Annotated in this window: 15 protein-coding genes; 6 read left to right on the top strand and 9 right to left on the bottom strand. The window is 46.6% G+C overall.

Annotated features, from left to right (window positions below; translation table 11 throughout):
* Positions 1 to 121: 121 nt before the first annotated feature.
* Both QLH32_RS11145 and QLH32_RS11140 read right to left on the bottom strand, forming a co-directional pair.
* On the bottom strand, positions 122 to 3,250 hold the full coding sequence (locus QLH32_RS11145) for an efflux RND transporter permease subunit (RefSeq protein WP_283266277.1): 3,129 nt from the start codon (positions 3,248 to 3,250) through the stop codon (positions 122 to 124).
* Between the two features lie 2 nt (positions 3,251 to 3,252).
* A complete protein-coding gene (locus tag QLH32_RS11140) occupies positions 3,253 to 4,353 on the bottom strand; it encodes an efflux RND transporter periplasmic adaptor subunit (protein WP_283266276.1) in 1,101 nt (366 codons plus the stop codon).
* A gap of 153 nt (positions 4,354 to 4,506) precedes the next feature.
* Between QLH32_RS11140 and QLH32_RS11135 the strand changes: the two genes are divergently transcribed.
* The 3 genes from QLH32_RS11135 to QLH32_RS11125 all read left to right on the top strand — a co-directional run bounded on the left by QLH32_RS11135 (position 4,507) and on the right by QLH32_RS11125 (position 9,478).
* Positions 4,507 to 5,130 (top strand): TetR/AcrR family transcriptional regulator, encoded by a 624-nt coding sequence (locus tag QLH32_RS11135; protein WP_283266275.1) that lies wholly within the window; start codon positions 4,507 to 4,509, stop codon positions 5,128 to 5,130.
* An 84-nt stretch (positions 5,131 to 5,214) separates the two neighbouring features.
* Positions 5,215 to 7,896, top strand: coding sequence for a phosphoenolpyruvate carboxylase (ppc, locus tag QLH32_RS11130; RefSeq protein WP_283266274.1), 2,682 nt, complete (start codon positions 5,215 to 5,217; stop codon positions 7,894 to 7,896).
* A gap of 286 nt (positions 7,897 to 8,182) precedes the next feature.
* Positions 8,183 to 9,478, top strand: coding sequence for a solute carrier family 23 protein (locus tag QLH32_RS11125; RefSeq protein WP_283266273.1), 1,296 nt, complete (start codon positions 8,183 to 8,185; stop codon positions 9,476 to 9,478).
* A gap of 38 nt (positions 9,479 to 9,516) precedes the next feature.
* Here QLH32_RS11125 and QLH32_RS11120 read toward each other — a convergent pair whose 3' ends face one another.
* The 5 genes from QLH32_RS11120 to ilvD form a co-directional block, all read right to left on the bottom strand.
* Entirely contained in the window at positions 9,517 to 9,867 is a 351-nt protein-coding gene (locus QLH32_RS11120) for a helix-turn-helix domain-containing protein (RefSeq protein ID WP_283266272.1), read from the bottom strand.
* A gap of 1 nt (position 9,868) precedes the next feature.
* The gene (locus QLH32_RS11115) at positions 9,869 to 10,171 is read right to left on the bottom strand and encodes a type II toxin-antitoxin system RelE/ParE family toxin (RefSeq protein WP_283266271.1); all 303 of its coding nucleotides are present in this window, start codon (positions 10,169 to 10,171) and stop codon (positions 9,869 to 9,871) included.
* Positions 10,172 to 10,347: 176 nt separating this feature from the next.
* Positions 10,348 to 10,707 (bottom strand): GIY-YIG nuclease family protein, encoded by a 360-nt coding sequence (locus QLH32_RS11110; RefSeq protein WP_283266270.1) that lies wholly within the window; start codon positions 10,705 to 10,707, stop codon positions 10,348 to 10,350.
* Positions 10,708 to 10,742: 35 nt separating this feature from the next.
* Complete coding sequence (locus tag QLH32_RS11105) at positions 10,743 to 12,041, bottom strand: hypothetical protein (RefSeq protein ID WP_283266269.1); 1,299 nt, start codon at positions 12,039 to 12,041, stop codon at positions 10,743 to 10,745.
* A 145-nt stretch (positions 12,042 to 12,186) separates the two neighbouring features.
* Positions 12,187 to 14,016: a dihydroxy-acid dehydratase gene (gene ilvD, locus QLH32_RS11100; RefSeq protein ID WP_283266268.1), complete on the bottom strand. Its 1,830-nt coding sequence runs from the start codon at positions 14,014 to 14,016 to the stop codon at positions 12,187 to 12,189.
* Between the two features lie 214 nt (positions 14,017 to 14,230).
* On the opposite strand from ilvD, the gene fmt reads away from it, so the two are divergent.
* The 3 genes from fmt (at position 14,231) to yidD (ending at position 16,968) form a co-directional block, all read left to right on the top strand.
* Positions 14,231 to 15,193: a methionyl-tRNA formyltransferase gene (gene fmt / locus QLH32_RS11095; RefSeq protein WP_283266267.1), complete on the top strand. Its 963-nt coding sequence runs from the start codon at positions 14,231 to 14,233 to the stop codon at positions 15,191 to 15,193.
* A complete protein-coding gene (rsmB, locus tag QLH32_RS11090) occupies positions 15,190 to 16,497 on the top strand; it encodes a 16S rRNA (cytosine(967)-C(5))-methyltransferase RsmB (protein ID WP_283266266.1) in 1,308 nt (435 codons plus the stop codon). Before fmt ends, rsmB begins: the two co-directional genes overlap by 4 nt.
* 180 nt (positions 16,498 to 16,677) lie before the next feature.
* Positions 16,678 to 16,968: a membrane protein insertion efficiency factor YidD gene (yidD, locus tag QLH32_RS11085; RefSeq protein ID WP_283266265.1), complete on the top strand. Its 291-nt coding sequence runs from the start codon at positions 16,678 to 16,680 to the stop codon at positions 16,966 to 16,968.
* Positions 16,969 to 17,037: 69 nt separating this feature from the next.
* Here yidD and QLH32_RS11080 read toward each other — a convergent pair whose 3' ends face one another.
* Together QLH32_RS11080 and QLH32_RS11075 are read right to left on the bottom strand one after the other, a co-directional pair.
* Positions 17,038 to 17,181 (bottom strand): methionine/alanine import family NSS transporter small subunit, encoded by a 144-nt coding sequence (locus tag QLH32_RS11080; protein ID WP_267981428.1) that lies wholly within the window; start codon positions 17,179 to 17,181, stop codon positions 17,038 to 17,040.
* A gap of 10 nt (positions 17,182 to 17,191) precedes the next feature.
* On the bottom strand, positions 17,192 to 18,670 hold the full coding sequence (locus QLH32_RS11075; protein WP_267981431.1) for a sodium-dependent transporter: 1,479 nt from the start codon (positions 18,668 to 18,670) through the stop codon (positions 17,192 to 17,194).
* Between the last annotated feature and the right edge of the window lie 9 nt (positions 18,671 to 18,679).

The raw sequence follows: 18,679 nt of genomic DNA, 5'->3' as shown, positions 1-18,679 counted from the left end.
CCTCATTCACCGCATTTTGCCAAACCAGTCATGCAATGAAATTCAATTATTTTTTGGTCTTAAAATATAGGTGCTACTATATTGAAATTTTCAATATTTCGCACCTTTATTCACAAAATAATTACGATAGATGTGTTGCTTTCTTGACCTTAAACCACGCTGTATAGAGCGCAGGCAGGAAAAACAGGGTCAACAGGGTGGCCACAATCAAGCCTCCCATAATCGCAACCGCCATCGGACCAAAGAAAATACTGCGTGATAAGGGAATCATGGCCAGCACCGCAGCCAGGGCCGTCAACACAATCGGACGGAAGCGGCGCATGGTGGCACCAATCACCGCGTCCCACGGTTCATGCCCTGCCTGAATGTCCTGCTCAATCTGGTCAATCAGGATCAGCGAGTTACGCATGATCATGCCAGACAGGGCAATGGTTCCGAGCATGGCCACGAAACCAAAGGGTTTATTGAACAGCAACAGGAATGCAACCACCCCAATCAGGCCAAGCGGTGCAGTCAGCAAGACGATGGTCGCACGAGACATACTACGCAACTGGATCATCAACAGGGTCATGACCACCGCCAGAAATAACGGCATGCCCGCATTGACCGAGTTTTGCCCTTTGGCCGATTCCTCAACCGTACCACCCACTTCAAGTAGATAACCATTAGGTAAATCTGCACGTAAGGTTTGCATTTGATCAGCCAACTGCTGCACCACCGTTGCAGGCTGTAAATGACCACGAATATCCGCTCGAACCGTAATGGTTGGCAGGCGGTTACGATGCCAGATCAAGCCCTCTTCAAAACGTGACTCGATCTTGGCAATCTGTGCCAATGGCACGGTTGTTCCCTTGCTGGTTGGCACAGCCAAGCTGGCCAAGGAAGCCACTTCGGCCCGCTCGGTTTTATCACCACGCAAACGGATTTCAATCAACTCACGCTTTTCACGGTACTGATTCATCACCGCACCTGTCACTGAGGCATTGAGGAAATTGGCCAGATCAACGCTGGAAACACCCATTTGACGCGCACGGTCCTGATCAATCTCAATGGCAATGATCTTGCTTGGTTCACCCCAGTCCAGATGTACATTGGTTGTGTTTGGGTCTTCGCTCAGCACTTTAGCCACTTTCTGTGCCTCTACCCGAACCGTTGCCAAATCTTCGCCTGAGACCCGATACTGCAATGGATAACCCACAGGAGGGCCATTTTCCAGCAAGGACACACGGGTACGTACCTGAGGCAACAACTGCTTAATTTGCGTCTCTAAAGAACGGCGGATTTCATCACGGTCATCTAAAGACGATGCCAGCACCACAAACTGGGCAAAACTGGCTTGTGGCAGTTGTTGATCTAAAGGCAGATAGAAACGTGGTGAACCTGTGCCGACATAAGCCACATAGTTATCAATCCCCTTTTGTTTCGACAGGAACTGCTCCACCTTATGTACCGCCTGCTCAGTGGCCGTGAGCGATGCACCCTCCTCCAGTTTTAAGTCCACCAGAATTTCTGCACGGTTGGATGGGGGGAAGAATTGCTGTGGCACCAGTTTAAACATGGCGACTGACAGTACAAAAATACCCACCGTCACGGCAATCACGGTTTTACGATAGGTAATACAGATTTCCACCACATTACGGAAAGACTGGTAAAACCTGGATTGATACGGATCATGATGCTGACCATGTGCCTCAACCACAGGCGCAGGTTGCTTACGCAGTCGCGCCCATAGGCGCAGATACCATGCCGCTTTCTGCTGTTGTTTGGTGAAGTCAGGCAGTAGCTTCTCACCCAGATAAGGTACAAACAAAACCGCGGCAATCCATGACACAATCAGGGCAATGGTGACCACCTGGAAAATCGAACGGGTATATTCACCTGTACCTGATTGGGCCGTGGCAATCGGCAGGAAGCCTGCGGCGGTGATCAAGGTTCCTGTCAGCATTGGAAAGGCGGTGGTTTGCCAAGCAAAGCCTGCGGCCTTGAGTCGGCTATAGCCTTGCTCCATTTTAATCGCCATCATTTCCACGGCGATAATGGCATCATCAACCAACAAACCTAGGGCCAGAATGAGTGCGCCCAATGAAATCTTGTGTAGTCCAACATCAAACAGGTTCATGCCTGCAAAGGTCATCGCCAATACCAGTGGAATCGACAACGCCACCACCAGACCCGTACGGAAACCGAGCGAGAAGAAGCTGACCAATAATACGATGATGACCGCTTCCGCCAGGACCTTTAAGAACTCGTGAATACTACGTTGCACCGCGACAGGTTGGTCAGACACTTTTTGCAGTTTCATGCCCAAGGGTAAGGTTTTTTGCAGGTGGTTAAATTCAGTTTCAAGGTTTTTACCCAGCGCAATGATGTCACCACCTTTACGCATGGAAACGGCAATGCCAATCCCATTTTCGCCCATAAAGCGCATCCGTGGCTGCGCAGGCTCACTAAAGCCACGATAGACATCAGCAACATCACCCAATTGAATGGTTTTATCACCGACCAGCAATGGCATTTTTTTCAGGTCATCGACACTATGCAAATGTCCACTGACACGGATTTGAATACGGTCTGTACCTGTTTCAAAGAAGCCCGCACCTGCCATGTCATTTTGCTTTTGAATCGCTTCCTGAATGGCTGTGACAGGGACACCAAGCTGCACCGCCTTGGTATTGGACAGCTCAATCCAGATTTTCTGGTCTTGTAGACCCACCAGATTGACCTTGCTGACATCCTTGACCCGTTGCAGTTGCAACTGCAAACGGTCGGCATATTCCTTCAGTACAGCATAGTCAAAGTCCTTGCCCGTCAGCACATAGATATTGCCGAACGTGTCGCCGAACTCATCATTAAAGAACGGCCCCTGCACACCGCTTGGCAGTTGCGAGCGAATGTCATTGACCTTTTTACGCACGTTATACCAAACGTCAGGAATTTCACTGGAACGATAAGAATCCTTGGCAATAAAGGTGACCATCGACTCGCCAGGCCGTGAATATGCCCGAATATTTTCATATTGCCCTGTAGTCATCAGTTCTTTTTCAATACGGTCTGTCACCAGGGTTGCAACCTCCTGAGCCGTTGCTCCTGGCCAATAGGTCTGCACCACCATCACCTTAAAGGTAAATGGAGGGTCTTCGCTCTGTGACAGCTTGGAATAGGACATCACCCCAACAATGCCCAGCAACAGCATAAAGTAGAGAATGATGCCCTTATTCCTGAGCGCCCATTCTGAAAGGTTAAATTTCATAATCAGGCTCCCGCTTTTACCGTGACTTCACGATTATCACGGTCTACAGGATGAATCTTTTGCTGGTCACGCAACAGGTGTACGCCACCGACCACAACCCAATCTGAAGCTTTTAGACCTGAAAGAATAGGCACACTGTCACGGCCATAAGTTCCCAAAGCCACAGGAACTTTACGTAAGGTTTGATTGGCATTGACCACCCAGACATAGGCCTGCTGGCCATTGGCGGTAACGCTGGATAAAGGCACACTTAGGACATTGTTTTCATTTGCCACAAAGAACACCCGTGCACTTTGTCCAAGTTGAATCGTGGACTGTCCCTCAAGCAGGGAGACCTTGACAGTAAAGGTACGTGACTGGTCAGCGGCTGGTGACACCTCACGGACTTTTGCGGCAAAACGTGTATCTGGCTGTGACCATAAGGTGACCCAGGCAGGCTGCCCCACCTTGAGGGTACTGACCGCCTGTTCAGGCACACCAAACACCACCTCACGCTCGCCATCAATCGCCAGTTGATAGGCAGCCTGTCCTGCCGCCACCACTTGACCAATTTCAATATTGCGCTGGGTAATCACGCCATTTTTATTGGAGACCAGCTGGTTATAGCCTGTTTGGTTGGAGGAAACCTCATAGTTTGAACGGGCCTGTTGCAGTGTTGCCTGTGCCGACTCATACTGGTTTTTAATGGCATCATATTGCGAACGGCTCACCGCATTGACAGGCAGGAGTTGCTGATAACGCTTATATTCTTCCGATGCAATTTTTGCAGCAGCCTGTGCACTGTCCAGTTGGGCTTTGGCTGCATTCAGTTGCAACTGTGCATCTTTCACGTCCAGTTTTGCCAACACCTGCCCGACCTTAACCCGATCTCCGACATCGGCATAACGTTCGGTAACCTGTCCCCCGACACGGAATGCCAGTGCGGTCTGTTGTTTCGCCTGTACATCACCCGCATAGCTTTTCTGGTCAATATGATTGCTACTTGGCTGCGTCACCATGACATAGGGAACTTCCTCGGTCTTGGGAACCTCTTTTTGACATGCTGTTAAAGTGACACTGCTGAGTACGAGCAACCCCACAATTACATGATTTAGCAGATTCATCTCTTTTTCGCTCTTATTCAAATTGGTTTTTTAAGGCACAATATGGGTATCATCATAAATTGTTTAATTTTTAATTAATATACTCATGAGTACATTAATTAAAAATTAAATCTAGCAAACTGATTTTTAACTGAATTAAAAGAGAACGATAACGTGCAGACAACCTGTGGTCGCCCGAAAGATTTAGAAAAAAGAGCCAAGATCTTGCAGGCTGCAAAATCTATTTTTCTAAAAATGGGCTATCACGCCACCAGCATGAACCAGATTGCCAAAGAGGCGGGTGTCACCAAACTCACGGTGTACAACCATTTTCAGGACAAGGCCAACCTGTTTACCTGTGCGATTGAGGAAAGCTGTGAGGAGTCCATTCGGGCGAAGCAGTTTGAACTCACACCTGCGTCCGACTTTAGGCAGGCATTGTATTTAATGTGCCAGCGCGCCCTGGGCATTATTTACCTGCCTGAAGCGCTGAAGCTGGATCGGGTGCTGTTTGAACTTGCAGCTGAACAAAGCCCCCTCACCCAGCAGTTTTTTGATGCCTCACACACACGTATGTGTAATGTCTGGTGTGGTTTTTTTGAGCAGGCCATCACCCTCAATTTTATTCAGGCAGATGATCCCCTCAAACAGACCGAACTGATCGTGGCGCTGATGCTCGGCACACGTCACCACAAGGTTTTACTGGGTCTGGATTCGGTGCCAACCACGGTTGAAATTGAGCAGATGATTGAACAGGCCATCGAGCTTTTTTTGCTTAAATATCAACCTGGATTTTAAAGAAATTTCACATTTCCTTACGTTCTCCACTTGGAATGTCTGACAATCAGGTTATAGTCAAGACATGAGCAGAGGAGAAGCATAATGACACAACAAATCACTGCGCCATTACGAGAAGATGTTCGTTTACTGGGTAATTTACTGGGCGAGACCTTAAAGCAGCATGCAGGACAGGATTTGTTTAATCAGGTTGAGCAGATTCGTGCTCTGGCCAAGGGTGCCCGTGATGGACAGATCGAGTCCGAAAAACAGCTCGAACAACTTTTCCTCGGTCTAAAAGATGAAGAGATTTTGCCACTGACCCGTGCATTTTCATATTTCCTCAACTTTGCCAATATCGCTGAGCAATACCATGTGGTGCGTAACCGCCGTCAGGCTGAGTTTGACGAGCAGGCACCCAGTCCAAACCCGCTTACACATTTATTTGAAAAATTCAAAACCCAGCAAATTGGTGAACAGCGACTGTTCCAGCAAATCTGTGACCTCAACATCGAACTGGTGCTCACCGCGCATCCGACTGAAGTCAGCCGCCGTACCCTGATCCAGAAATATGATGACATTACCGACTGCCTATCACAGTTGGATCAACAGAAACTGACACCTAGGGAACGTCAGCAGACCATTGCCACACTCAAGCAACTGGTAAGTTCAGCCTGGCAAACCGATGAAATTCGCCAGCATCGCCCCACCCCTGTGGATGAGGCGAAATGGGGCTTTGCCACCATTGAACAGAGTCTATGGAATGCGGTGCCTCAATTTATCCGTGAACTGAATGAACTGACCCAGCAACATTGCCAGCAATCCTTGCCTCTGGATATTGCCCCGATTCGTTTTGCCTCATGGATGGGTGGAGACCGCGATGGTAACCCCAATGTCACCCATCAGGTGACACAGGAAGTATTGTGGCTGTCCCGCTGGCAGGCGGCCGATCTCTATTTACGTGATATTGAAAACCTGCGTTGGGAACTGTCGATTCAAACCTGTTCAGAAGAAATGAAGCAGGCCTTGGGCTCAGACCATCCCGAACCCTACCGCGAATATTTGCGTGATAGCCGTGAACGCCTGAAAGCCACCCGTCACTGGCTGACACAACGTTTACATGGGCTGGATGCGGATGACAGTCAAATCATCAAAACCAAGGATGAATTACTACAGCCTTTATTGCTGTGCTATCGCTCCCTGATTGAGAGCAATCTAGCTGAAATTGCGAATGGCCAGTTGCTGGATTTCATTTACCGTGTCAATTGCTTTGGCATAGAACTGCTGAAACTGGATATCCGTCAGGAATCAGGCCGCCATCGTCAGGCCATTTCAGCGATTACTGAATATCTCGGTTTGGGTAATTTCGAATCGTGGACCGAACAAGCACGACAAAACTTCCTGATTCAGGAACTACAGAGCAAGCGCCCCTTGTTGCCTAAATATCTGGATGAACCAGAGGGCAGCCTGATTCAGCATCCAGATGTGCTGGAAGTGTTTGCCACCATGCGTACTCTGGCTGAGCAGCCGACTGAAAGCCTGGGGGCCTATATTATTTCAATGGCAGAATATCCAAGTGATGTCCTCGCCGTTTTGCTACTGCAAAAAGAAGCTGGGATTCAGCATCCGCTTCGTGTGGTGCCTTTATTTGAAACATTAAAGGACTTGGATGGTGCAGCCAAAACCATGAACACCCTGTTTAATGTGCATTGGTACAAACAGCATATTCAGGGCAGGCATGAAGTGATGATTGGCTATTCAGACTCAGCCAAGGATGCGGGCTTTATGTCAGCCAACTGGGCGCAATATCGCGCTCAGGAGGAACTGACCGCGATTGCCAAAAATCATGGCGTACAACTGACCCTGTTCCACGGGCGTGGTGGTTCGATCAGCCGTGGCGGTGCACCGACCCAGCAAGCCTTATTCTCCCAGCCACCAGGTTCAATTTCTGGTGCGATTCGTGTCACCGAACAGGGGGAAATGATCCGCTTCAAGTTTGGTTTGGAGGGAATTGCGCTGCAAAATCTGGAAATCTATACCGCAGCCACTTTGGAGGCGACCCTGCTACCACCCCCTGAACCAAAAAAACAATGGCGTGAGTTGATGAACCAGATGACCGATTTATCGGTACAGGTCTATCGCCAGACCGTGCGGGAAAATCCAAATTTTGTCAGCTACCTGCGTACAGTTACCCCTGAACTAGAGCTACAAATGCTGCCGCTCGGTTCACGTCCAGCCAAACGCAAGGTCAGCGGCGGGATTGAATCACTACGGGCAATTCCGTGGGTGTTTGCATGGACCCAGATTCGCCTGATGTTGCCTGCATGGCTGGGTACAGGTACGGCGATTAACCAGGTGCATGAACAACACAAAATGACGCTTGATGAGATGCTGGCACAATGGCCCTATTTCCAGACCCTGATTGATATGCTGGAAATGGTGCTGTCCAAATCCGATGCCGATATTGCCCTGTACTATGAGTCGCACCTGACCCAAAATCAGGATCTAAAACTATTGGGTATAGAATTACGCCAGCGGCTACAAAATGCAGTCGATACACTGCTTAGTCTAAAAGGTGAATCTAAACTGCTCAGCAACAATGAAGTGCTGGACCAGTCCATGCAGGTGCGTAAACCGTATTTATTGCCGTTGCATTTATTACAGGCAGAATTGATGAAGCGTCGTCGTCTGTATCTGGCACAGCACCAAACTGAACATAGCCCTGTCGATCATGCCTTGATGGTCAGTATCGCTGGGATTGCGGCAGGGTTAAGGAATACAGGCTAATGATTTAAACTGGTGCGGCATCCATAAAGTCACTTGCAGATGCCGCATGTCTACTCAGTCATTTTTTATTGCTAAAAACCCATCTTTTTTATTTGTTGAGTGAAATAGTCAACTTTGTGTAAATCCACAATGAATATGGGTGCTTAGCTTTAAATTTATTTTACCGAATAATAAAAATAAGTATTTAAACCCACGATATTGCAGCCATTGCCCAACATGACCAGATGAAAGTTCCAGATCAGGCAGAGTATCATAGCGGCTGATTTATCTGATCAAGAGTTTATCTATGTCAAGTTGGTTTCCAAAATGGCAACCGTATCAGGGAAAGATTGATCATCGCCCTGTTGCGACAAACGAATATTTACCGCCCTTACAAAGTGCGGTGCTTGGGGTTCAACACGCATTTGCAATGTTTGGTGCAACTGTACTTGCCCCATTGCTGATGGGATTTAATCCCAACCTGGCCATTTTAATGTCAGGGATTTGTACCATTATCTTCTTCCTGATCACAGGTGGACGTGTACCAAGTTACCTGGGTTCAAGCTTTGCCTTTATTGGTGTGGTGGCGGCTGCAACAGGTCATGTTACAGGTTCGGGGGCAAATCCAAACCTTGCGATTGCACTGGGCGGTATTGTTGCCTGTGGTATTTTCTATGCCCTGATTGGCTTTGCCGTCATGCTCACAGGCACACGCTGGATTGAAAAACTGATGCCACCTGTGGTGACAGGCGCAATCGTGATGATCATTGGTCTCAACCTTGCACCTGTGACCATCAAGGGTGTGGCGGGACAACCGTTTGAAATGTGGATGGCACTGATTACAGTACTATGTATGGGTATTATCGCGGTTTTCACCAAAGGCTTGCTACAGCGTTTACTTTTACTGGTGGGCTTGTTGATTGCCTACGGACTGTATGCTGTTGCAACCAATGTACTTGGCTTTGGCAAAGCCATTGATTTTTCCCAGATTGCAGCCGCACCATGGTTTGGTATTCCAAGCTTCTCACATCCAGCGTTTGACATGAATGCAATTCTGATTATTGCCCCTGTGGCACTGATTCTGGTTGCTGAGAATTTAGGCCATATCAAGGCTGTGGGGGCCATGACAGGTGAAAACCTGACCCCACAGTTGGGCAAGGCCTTTGTTGCCGATGGTTTAGCCACCACCCTGTCAGGCAGTGTCGGTGCGCCTGGCATGACCACCTATGGGGAAAATATTGGGGTGATGGCCGTTACCCGTGTGTATTCAACCATTGTGTTTGTGATCGCTGGTGTGTTCGCCATTTTTCTGGGGCTTTCACCAAAGTTTGGCGCGGTGATTAGCACCATCCCAACAGCAGTTCTGACAGGAGCCTCCATCGTGGTGTTTGGCTTGATCACCATTGCTGGAGCGAAAATCTGGATCGAAAACAAGGTCGACTTCTCCAACAATAAAAACCTGATTGTGGCTTCAGTGACCATTATTTTGGGTGCAGGCAATTTTGAACTGTTATTTGGTAACTTCAATCTGGGTGGAATCGGAACAGCAACCTTTGCAGCGATTTTCCTGAATTTGTTGTTTAGCTTAAAAGATAAGAATTAATCCTGAAATTGGGCGCATTGAATACGCCCAATTTTAATTTAACCCAGTTCAGCAACTAAATCGGGATGTTTCCCTAAAATTTTTAACAAGGCTTCGGCTGCACCACTTGGTTTACGCTGTCCTTGTTCCCATGATTTTAATGTATTTACAGAAATCCCTATCGCTTTTGCAAACTGGCTTTGTGATAAACCCATCTTATGCCGTGTTTCAGCAATCGGCGAGACTTCAATTTTGGTGACACGTCCGAATTGCCCTGCTTTCGCTTCCTGTAATGAGCGAGTCAGGCTTTCACGAATCATTTCTGCATCAGGATCATCTGCAATCACCGCAGCAACTATTGCATCGACATCAATATGTTTTAAATCTTCCAGCGTTTTAATGTCATTCATTTTATTTAGCTCGCAACTTTTTCAGTTCTTTTGGGCTGATGTTTTCTTTTTCGCTTTTAGCGTAAATATCCCACATCAGAATCACACCATTCGCAAGTACATTCAGATAAATCACCCGAACACCGCTACGTTTACCCATGCCCTCACGTAACCAACGAATTTTTCGTAGACCTCGACCATTTGGAATCACATCACCATCCAATGGGTTTTTAGCAAGATACGCAAAAAATTCTAACCGCTCATCTACCGTCCACAATTTCCCAGCTTTGGTTGTAAACTCAGGCATTTCAACAATTGTATACATCTTATTTACCTTATGTGTACCATTGCATTCTAATACACTGTATTACACACTGCAATCACTTTAATTTAAGGAGAATCAATACAGTAATTTTGCTATCATTTTTCTAAATTTATTGTTTAGTTTAAAAGATATAAACTAGAATCAATCAATGAAACTCTCTTGTGTTGGTCATTTTTTTAATTTGGTAATAATTCATCCAAGTTTTTTGCTTTAGGTTTTTGATTACAAGTTGGTGCGTAGGCAAGAATTAATAAAAACTCAAGTATTTGACGATCCATATCATCAGAAATCTGCAAGAATCGCATAGTTTGCCATTGTCCCCACCATAATTTCTGTTTATGTGGTGACGTTTGATCATAGAGCCGAGCTTTAACGTGCCTACTGGTCAAACCAACATATAATGCTTCATTATTTTCATTAAAATAGACATAAACTGCCCCTGTTCCATTGTCATTTAACTGACCTTTCGCATCAAAGATATCTCTTGTTTTTAACTCAGTTCGACTCTCAAACCAAATTTTTGCAAGATCAGCCACCGCTCCAAGCGACCTTCTTAATATCGATGTCGGAATCATATTTCAATTCCATCACTAGCTTCTTGTTTATATTTCTCTTCCAGCACATTACTGATAATACTTTCAATCATCCATACCCGATACAGGCTATTAAACACATAGCTTTGCCCATCTATGCGTAATTCCAGTACAGGAAAGTCGGGCTGGTGCTTCTGCTGGCATAGCTCATCATTCTGTTTTAACAGGGCTTCAACATCCTGTTCAGTGACCTGCTCAATCTGCAAGCGCTTTTGCATCCGCTGAAAATGCGCCTTAAAGGATAAATCCTTGCCCCGTGTCCATATGCTTTCCAGAATCTGGTGGATCACATCCACCTGCTGTTCCTCTGCAACACTGTAAAACAGCTTCGCCATTTCATAGGTGGCCTCTTTGGTTGGGCGACAGAATGGGGTAAATGCCACCTGTGTACGTTTCGAGACACGGGTGGCCAGACTCCAGTCAAACCAGTCCCGCCCGTGGTAGCTCAGGGGATAAACTTTCAACTGAATATCATAGTAGTTGGCAAGTTCTTCCTTGATATAGGCCAGCAACAGCCAGCTCATCGGGTCTTCAAGCGCAATATACAAATCCAGCTCTGGTTGCAATGCCTGAACTTCTGCCAGTGCCTCACCATCATTAATCAGGTGCTCACGCCACTCAATATGGTTGATCAGGAAAATTGGATTGCCCGTCAGTAGCTTCTGCTGTTTAAGACGGCGGGTTAGACGCAACAGATCATCAACGGCGTGGTATTTACGTTCGCCAAATTCGAAATAGCTGGCGGCTACAGGCACATCCTTGAAGATACGTTCAGGATAATCCTGTGGAGCCTGATGCTGGCTTGCCATGGCATACAGGGTACGCAACTTTCCATATTGCTGCTGCCACAGCATATGAAACACATCTTCAAGCAAATGCAGGAAATTTTGTTCTCGTAATGGGGTATTTCTTAAAATTGTCTCAGCTTGCTGTAAAGCTTCTGCACTGGGAATCTCTGGGGTATCATCAAAGCCAAAACGGTGCTGTTTGGCGAGGATTTTTGCATCATTTAGACAGTAACTTTGCCAATCCTGTCTGGACATGCCATTCGGGGGTTCTGCATCCTGTCTTGAGATAATGACTTTTAGGGGTTTGAGTTCATCACTCAAGATCTCATTGAGTTGATCAAGCTGCTGCACTGCCAGATAGCTATAAACATCATCCAGACGAAGGTAAATCGTTAAACCCTGTTCCGTGGGTAACACCGCCTGACGAGAGGGTTTTTGATAGAACCAACTCGATCGGATGGGATCAAACCAACGACGTAACAAAGACATGCCAATCGCCTCTAAGCGTAATGAATTTATAGAAAAGTAGATTATATTCTCAAGTTTACTGGCAAATGAGAATCAAGTGTATTCAGTATTTTATATTATAAAATCAGAAAAAAGTCCCTTTTTTATCAAAAGGGACTGAATGGGCTTACAAAACTCGTACCGCACCTTTTGCGGCACTGGTTGAATGCATTGCATAAATCTTCAATGATTTAGACACTTTACGTTTACGCTCTTCAACTGGATGCCAGCCTTTGGCTTCCTGCACAGTACGACGGTGTGCCATCGTTGCATCGTCGATATCAAGGTGAATGGTACGGTTCGGAATGTCGATCTGAATGGTGTCACCATCCTCAACCAGACCAATCGCGCCACCCTCTGCCGCTTCTGGGGAAACGTGACCAATGGATAGACCTGAAGAACCGCCAGAGAAACGGCCATCGGTAATCAAGGCACAGTCCTTACCCAAACCTTTTGATTTTAAATAACTGGTTGGATACAGCATTTCCTGCATCCCTGGCCCGCCACGAGGTCCTTCATAGCGAATCACCACGATGTCACCCGCCACAATCTTATGGTCTAGAATCGCTTCTACCGCTGAATCCTGACTTTCAAACACGCGGGCAGTCCCCGTGAATTTAAGAATTGAGTCATCCACACCCGCAGTTTTGACAATACAGCCATCCAGCGCAATGTTGCCGTAAAGCACCGCCAAACCGCCATCCTGAGAGAAAGCATGTTCAGCATTACGGATCACGCCTTTTTCACGGTCGCCATCCAGCGTTGAATAATAACGGTTTTGTGAGAACGCCACCTGAGTCGGGATACCGCCTGGAGATGAACGATAGAATTCATATACCTCTGGATTTTCCGTACGAATAATGTCCCATTTGTCCAAAGCGTCTTTTAAGGTTTTTTCATGCACAGTTGGAATGGAGGTCGTGAGTAAACCTGCACGATCCAATTCACCCAAGATCGCCATGATGCCACCTGCACGGTGTACATCTTCCATATGTACATCTGATTTTGCTGGTGCAACTTTTGACAATACAGGCACTTGACGCGACAGGCGGTCAATATCATCCATAGTGAAGTCAACTTCTGCTTCATGCGCAGCAGCAAGTAAATGCAATACAGTATTGGTTGAACCACCCATTGCGATATCAAGCGTCATGGCATTTTCAAATGCCGCCTTGGTTGCAATTGAACGCGGTAAAATACTGTCATCATTCTGTTCATAGTAGCGTTTTGCCAGTTCAACCACCAAACGCCCTGCTCTTAGGAACAGCTTTTCACGGTTGGCATGGGTTGCCACGATGGAACCGTTGCCTGGTAAAGATAGGCCAAGCGCTTCGGTCAGGCAGTTCATTGAGTTGGCGGTGAACATACCTGAACATGAACCACAGGTTGGACATGCTGAACGTTCAAATGCAGCCACTTCTTCATCAGTATAGCTTTCGTCTGCTGCAACTACCATGGCGTCTACAAGGTCAATCGCCTTTTCATCACCACGGAACTTGACCTTACCCGCTTCCATTGGCCCACCAGACACGAATACCACTGGGATATTCAGGCGCATTGCCGCCATGAGCATTCCTGGGGTGATCTTGTCACAGTTGGAGATACACACCATGGCATCGGCACAGTGGGCATTGACCATGTATTCCACTGAATCGGCAATCAGGTCACGGGATGGCAGTGAATACAGCATCCCGTCATGACCCATCGCAATCCCGTCATCAACGGCAATGGTATTGAATTCTTTCGCCACGCCACCCGCAGCCTCAATCTCTCTTGCAACAAGCTGCCCTAAATCCTTAAGATGCACATGACCTGGAACGAACTGGGTAAATGAGTTGACCACCGCAATAATTGGCTTGCCAAAATCCTCATCTTTCATACCTGTCGCACGCCATAAACCACGCGCGCCAGCCATATTTCTTCCATGTGTTGATGTTTTTGAACGATAATCAGGCATTTTGTATTCCCAACAAGTTTGTGCTTGAGAGATGAATCAAGAATTCTCTCTGGCGAAATGATACTGAGCTGTTTCCATCATACTACAAGTTATCGTTTAACTGATGACCACTGTAACGATCTTTTTTATGCACACAGGCAATTCAGCCCGCCTGATTAGGGACTGCTGGCTTTTTCGCTTATAATTCGAGACAAGTTTTCTTTGGATTGTCTTTGTGAAGATCATTTTTGCTGGTACGCCTGAATTTGCGGCAATCGCATTGGCGGCATTATTAAAAACATCACACCAGATCATTGCGGTTTATACCCAGCCTGACCGTAAGGCAGGACGTGGGCAGAAATTAACCCCCTCTCCTGTCAAGCAACTGGCACTTGAACACGGTTTACCCGTCTACCAACCACTCCACTTCAAGGCATCAACGGATGAGGGGCTGGCAGCCCAGCAACAACTGGCGACATTGGGTGCCGATGTGATGGTGGTGGCAGCTTATGGCCTGATCCTACCCCAAGCGGTATTGGATACACCAAAATATGGCTGCCTAAATATTCATGGTTCGCTGCTGCCACGCTGGCGTGGCGCTGCGCCGATTCAACGCGCCATTGCCACAGGTGATGCAGAAACAGGCATTACCATCATGCAAATGGCGGCAGGTCTGGATACAGGCGATATGATGTATAAAACCTATTGCCCAATCACAGCCGAAGATACTTCTGCCACATTGCATGACAAACTGGCTGTTCAGGGTGCAGAGGCGATTTGTACCGTGCTTGAATCAGAGCAAAGCTTGCAGGATTTTATTGCCAAACGTGAAGTACAGGATGAGGCGCTGACCGTTTATGCACATAAACTGGTGAAACCCGAAGCCCGTATTAACTGGACGCAGCCTGCCGTACAAATTGACCGTAATATCCGTGCGTTCAACCCGTGGCCTGTGGCCTTTATCCAACTGGATGAAAATAATGCCCTGCGTGTCTGGGGTTCAATGTTCTCTGAACACAGCAAGGCAGATGCGCAAGTCGGTGAAATTCTGGCGATGGATAAACAGGGTATTCATGTGGCTTGTGGTGATAATAGTGCGGTATGCCTCACCAGCCTGCAATGGTCAGGTGGCAAGGCCCTCAACCCCGTACAAATCGCCCAGACCCAGAAATTGCATATTGGACAAATCCTGCCATGAGCCAAATGAATCAATCATCTACAAAAAATTTAAATCTGCGTGCGCAAGTGATCAAAACACTTTTGGCTGTTCAAAATGGGCAATCTTTGTCTTCCGTTTTGAATCAACATATCAATATGGTGTCTGAACGTGACCGTGGTTTATATCACGAACTGACTTTAGGTTGTTTACGCCAATGGTATTCTTTAAAAGCGATTACCTTACCATTGCTCACAAAACCATTAGACAATGAAGCATTAGAAAGTTGTTTATATCTTGGTTTATATCAAATTTTATGTACGCGCATTCCTGTACATGCTGCGATTTCAGAAACTGTAAATGCTGCCAAGCAACTCGGTTTCGAACCCATGAGTGGCGTGGTCAATGCAATTCTGCGTCGTGTTTCACGTGAAACAGCGGAATTTCAAACAGCTTTGAATAATACACATGGTTTACCAAGTTGGTTATTCAAACGACTCAAAAAAGATTGGCCTGAGCAGGTAGAGTCGCTATGCCAAGCCTTAAAACAAGTTGCACCACTGACCCTGCGCATCAATGAACGCCAAGTCAGTCGTAACGAATATTTAGAGATTTTGGACGAAGAACAGATTGATGCTCATCCTTGCATGCTTTCAAATGTGGGTATTGTTTTGGAACAAACGGGCAATATTACCCATTTACCAGGTTTTGAAGAAGGTGGTTTTTCCGTTCAGGATGAACATGCACAATTGTGCGCAATGCTGTTACCCAACCTAGATAACCAAGTGGTTGTCGATGCCTGTGCTGCGCCAGGCGGTAAAACCGCACACATCCTTGAGCGCTTTAATCCTCAAAAACTGATTGCGCTGGATCATGATGCAAAACGTCTGGTTCGGGTCAGTGAAAATTTACAGCGTTTACAGCTCAACCAAGACCATATTGAGATTGTTGCAGCCGATGCCACTACATGGCAAGCCAAAGAGCCTGTTGACTGTATCGTGCTGGATGCACCTTGTTCCGCCACGGGCGTGATTCGTCGTCATCCTGACATTCGCCTGCTCAGACAGTCCACCGATATTGCCCAGACCGTAGCACTGCAACAACAGATTTTGCAGCAGATGTGGCAACAGCTTAAAGTCGGTGGAACCTTGCTGTATATCACCTGCTCGATTTTAAAAGCTGAAAATGAACAGCAAATGGCGACATTCTTTGCAGCCCATCCTGATGCTAAAGAAATTAAAATTACAGCCGACTGGGGTATAGAGCAGCTTCATGGCCGTCAACTTCTACCAAGTCATGGCCAGGGTGACGGTTTCTATTATTGCCAGATTAAAAAACTGGCGTAATAAAGATGGAGCAGGCATAAAGCCTGCTTTTTTATTGAATTAATTCAAACAATTTAAATGGTTACGATTGCTGCTATTTCGCAGCATTTTCATCATAAAAAGCAAACAGGCTTTAACCTAATTATTTCAGGAAATCAGTTAATTTGGGTAGGTCAAATACAATTATAATGGGTATTTTAAATGGCGATTCTGTCTAAACTCACCGATACACTGGCAATTAAAACAATTGAAGCCTATCAGCAACACCTATCACCCATAAAGGGATTTAAATGCGCAGCGGGTCAGCTTTATGGTGGCACGACCTGTTCAGGTGCAGTCAAAAAAATTATCCAAAAACAGGGTCTGATTTCAGGCCTACCCACAATTTATCAGCAATTTTCCAGTTGCCATCAGGCTGCCAAAACCCTTGCTGCACATCCAACCCAGCCCATGAATGCTTTCTGTTGCTGTGTCCTGCCGATTCCCCTGTAGGTCTCCACCTGATTTGAATGCGCATAAAAAAACAGCCCTATATTGGAGGGCTGTTTTTTTACTCATTTACTAAAGCGTATGCTGGTCTTTTACATCTTCCAGCACGTCATCCAGTTCTTCTGGATGCTTCATCAGGTGCAGGATTGACAACGCCAGTCCACCCCATAAAAACAGCATTGAAATAATCATCATTACGATTGCTGAGGTATTCATCTATATTCTCCTAGCGATCTTTCATCTTGCTGAGTACGATTGCAACCACAGCACAGAAAATCACACTGCCCCATCCAAAGATGCCCTGCAAACTCATGCTATAACTATCGTATCCATTTTTCATCAGATTGAATACAGTCATGCCCAAGGTGGTCAGCAGGATGAGTGAAGTAATCACGGTCAGGGTGAAATCCCAGCCCTTGCCCAGTTGAATGGTGGAAATACGGTTGACATGGTCACGCAACGCCACCAGTGCTGAACGTTTAAACCACGCAATACTGATAATTGAAACAAGTGCACCACCAATAATGCCGATATTATTGATAAAGTGATCGACAATATCCACCAGCTTGATTGCGTTCACACTTGAGAACAGAATCACTGAAACCAGCGCACTCCCGCCACCGATGATGCTCACCGCTTTGACACGGCTCCACTTCAACTTGTCCTGCATGGCTGCAATCGGTACTTCCAGAATACTGACCATGGAAGAAATACCCGCAACAAAGAGGGATGAGAAGAACAGGAAACCGAACAGATCAGCGCCTGCGCCCAAGCTGGAAATGATTTTCGGGAATGCAATAAATGCCAGCCCGATACCGCCACTAACCACATCCTGTACATTGGTGCCTGCCGCATGAGCCATAAAGCCCAATGCCGCAAAAATCCCAATACCTGCCAGAATCTCTGTTGACGCATTGGCAAAGCCCACGATCAGGCCAGACCCTGTCAAATTGGTTTTTGGCTTTAAATAAGAGGCATAGGTCACCATGATCCCGAAACCAACTGACAAGGAGAAGAAAGTATGACCATAAGCAGCCAACCACACCTTATAATCCATCATGGCCGACCAGTTCGGGGTAAAGAATGCATTTAAGCCTTCTACTGCGCCTGGCAAACGCAATGCCTGAATCACCAATACCGTAAACAGGACAAATAACAACGGCATGAAAATCTTGTTGGACAATTCCACGCCCTTTTTCACACCACCATATAAAATGATTAAAGTCAGTGCCCAGATGCCTACAATCGGCCAAAAGAGATGGCTGACAAACTGTAAATCAAAACCTGTTGCTTTTGAGGTCTGCAAATAGGTATTGAAGAAGAAACTTTCTGGATCGTTGCCCCATGCCTGCCCAATCGAGAAATACACATAGCTTCCCGCCCAGGTCAGGACGCTGGCATAGTACAAACCAATGATGATACAGACACACACCTGCCACCAGCCAAGCGTCTCGCCCCCTTTAAACAGGGCACGATAGGCTTTAGGCGGTGAATTACGGGCACGATGGCCTGTGGCATAATCCAGAAATAATAGCGGCAAACCTGCGGTAATCAGGGCCAGTAAATAGGGAATCAGAAACGCTCCGCCACCATTTTCATAGGCAACATAAGGAAAACGCCAAATATTACCCAAGCCTACAGCCGAACCAACGGCTGCAATAATAAAACCAGATCGTGATGTCCAGTTTTCACGAGAATCTGTCATAAAACACCT

It is taken from the genome of Acinetobacter corruptisaponis (assembly GCF_030053775.1).
Lineage (GTDB): Bacteria > Pseudomonadota > Gammaproteobacteria > Pseudomonadales > Moraxellaceae > Acinetobacter > Acinetobacter corruptisaponis.
Note: the sequence above shows the minus strand (reverse complement) of the source record. Positions and strands in the feature narration are given on the sequence as shown.

Coding starts and splice junctions, on each gene's coding strand:
- QLH32_RS11145 (WP_283266277.1), bottom strand. CDS start 3,250: ATGAAATTTAACCTTTCAGAATGGGCGCTCAGGAATAAGGGCATCATT.
- QLH32_RS11140 (WP_283266276.1), bottom strand. CDS start 4,353: ATGAATCTGCTAAATCATGTAATTGTGGGGTTGCTCGTACTCAGCAGT.
- ppc (WP_283266274.1), top strand. CDS start 5,215: ATGACACAACAAATCACTGCGCCATTACGAGAAGATGTTCGTTTACTG.
- QLH32_RS11125 (WP_283266273.1), top strand. CDS start 8,183: ATGTCAAGTTGGTTTCCAAAATGGCAACCGTATCAGGGAAAGATTGAT.
- QLH32_RS11120 (WP_283266272.1), bottom strand. CDS start 9,867: ATGAATGACATTAAAACGCTGGAAGATTTAAAACATATTGATGTCGAT.
- QLH32_RS11115 (WP_283266271.1), bottom strand. CDS start 10,171: ATGTATACAATTGTTGAAATGCCTGAGTTTACAACCAAAGCTGGGAAA.
- QLH32_RS11105 (WP_283266269.1), bottom strand. CDS start 12,041: ATGTCTTTGTTACGTCGTTGGTTTGATCCCATCCGATCGAGTTGGTTC.
- ilvD (WP_283266268.1), bottom strand. CDS start 14,016: ATGCCTGATTATCGTTCAAAAACATCAACACATGGAAGAAATATGGCT.
- rsmB (WP_283266266.1), top strand. CDS start 15,190: ATGAGCCAAATGAATCAATCATCTACAAAAAATTTAAATCTGCGTGCG.
- yidD (WP_283266265.1), top strand. CDS start 16,678: ATGGCGATTCTGTCTAAACTCACCGATACACTGGCAATTAAAACAATT.
- QLH32_RS11080 (WP_267981428.1), bottom strand. CDS start 17,181: ATGAATACCTCAGCAATCGTAATGATGATTATTTCAATGCTGTTTTTA.
- QLH32_RS11075 (WP_267981431.1), bottom strand. CDS start 18,670: ATGACAGATTCTCGTGAAAACTGGACATCACGATCTGGTTTTATTATT.